Source organism: Sulfuricurvum sp. MLSB, assembly GCF_000747095.1.
Lineage (GTDB): Bacteria > Campylobacterota > Campylobacteria > Campylobacterales > Sulfurimonadaceae > Sulfuricurvum.
Map to the genome: position 1 here is coordinate 1 of NZ_JQGL01000101.1, position 1,476 is coordinate 1,476.

A 1,476-nucleotide genomic window follows, 5' to 3' on the forward strand; every position below is an offset into this window, starting at 1 on the left:
GCCTGCAGTGAAGAAGGGATGTCAAAAGAATATTCACGTAAAGCAAACGGGCTGACAAGGGTGAACGAAGGGCCTTCTTCGACACTTTCAAGGCGCATGAAAATATCGTCTATTTTTTTCAGCTCCATATGTTTAACCGATTCGAACCCGAGCAACGGGAGTTTTAACGCAAACTGCATGACAACCTCTTTTGAACAGAATGAACTGATTCTAACATATCAAGCTAAAAAGTTTCGACTGATAGCGGGGCTGTTTAATCTCTTTCTGGTAAAATAGTCTCAAAAATGAAATGTAGGCTTGATTATGTTTAGAAGTTCGCTGATTGCAATGGTATTGCTTGTTCTTTTTACCGGATGCGGTAAAGATATCGAAGAGTATAACAAACCCGCGGAATACTGGTATGAAAAGATGGTGAAAGCCGTAGGCGATGCAAATTTGGAAAAAGCGGACAGTTATTTCAGCTCGCTGCAAAGTGAACACATCAGCTCTCCGTTTTTGGCCGAAGCGACGATGATCATGGCTCAGGCGCACATGGCTCAGGAAGAATATCTGTTGGCCGAACACTTTTTGAATGAATATATCCGCCGTTATGCGACGCCGGAAGGGCGCGAATACGCCGAATTCCTGAAGATCAAAGCTAAGTTTCTGGCCCTCCCCAATCCGGGGCGTGATCAGGGGCTGATCGACGATACGCTCAAAGGGGTCGAATCGTTCAAGACAAGCTACCCTTATTCAATGTATCTTCCGCTCGTCAATACGATGGAAACGCAATTGCAGCTGGCCCGTGGGGATTTGAACGAAAAAATCGCGCAGCTGTATGATCGTCTGGGAAAACCCAAGGGAGCGACATATTACCGTTCGATCGCTCCGGTAACGTGGGTAAACCCGGCGGAGATCGTCAACGCCGACATCCCGTGGTATCGTGCAATGTTTGAAGGCGACGGAAGCAGCAGCTGGTATGATTTTCTGATTCCGCAAACCCGCAGTGTTATTTCGATGGATAATAACGAGAGTAAATAAGTACGTCTTTTAAGGATAGTTTCCCGATGCAACTCAGTAATTACAGCTCTTTTCCGACCGTTCTTCCCGTTATCGCGGAAGACGAACTTTTTTTATATCCTTTTATGATTTCGCCCCTTTTTCTCAGCGATGAGAAAAACATCGCGGCGGCGGCCGAAGCGATTGAAAGCAATTCGCTGGTGATCGTTTGTCCGGTGAAGCCTGAACACGAAGGGGAACGCGAGAGCGATTCGATCTACGATGCGGGAGTCATCGGATCGATCATGCGAAAGGTGGTCCTTCCCGACGGACGGATCAAAGTCCTGTTTCAGGGATTGGCTCGCGGTCATGTGATAGACGTATTGCCGGGCGAGCATTTGCGGGCCCATGTCGATCTGATCCAGTCGGCAAGCGTCAATGAACTGAAAATGGATGCGATTCTCGAAGTGCTGCGTGAAAAAGTGCGGGCCCTGTCAC

At 47.8% G+C, this 1,476-nt stretch carries 3 protein-coding genes; 2 read left to right on the plus strand and 1 reads right to left on the minus strand.

The genetic code is table 11. The features are described 5' to 3' along the window. On the minus strand, positions 1-179 hold a 179-nt coding region (fliW, locus tag JU82_RS07340), incomplete at its 3' end, for a flagellar assembly protein FliW (protein WP_037948774.1). A 124-nt stretch (positions 180-303) separates the two neighbouring features. On the opposite strand from fliW, the gene bamD reads away from it, so the two are divergent. Both bamD and JU82_RS07350 read left to right on the plus strand, forming a co-directional pair. After that, on the plus strand, positions 304-1,020 hold the full coding sequence (bamD, locus tag JU82_RS07345) for an outer membrane protein assembly factor BamD (RefSeq protein WP_037948769.1): 717 nt from the start codon (positions 304-306) through the stop codon (positions 1,018-1,020). 26 nt (positions 1,021-1,046) lie between these two features. Then, the coding region (locus tag JU82_RS07350; RefSeq protein WP_037948771.1) for an LON peptidase substrate-binding domain-containing protein at positions 1,047-1,476 on the plus strand (430 nt) is incomplete at its 3' end.

What these genes read in the sequence shown, in the direction of transcription:
- bamD (WP_037948769.1), top strand. Translation starts at nt 304, where the DNA reads ATGTTTAGAAGTTCGCTGATTGCAATGGTATTGCTTGTTCTTTTTACC.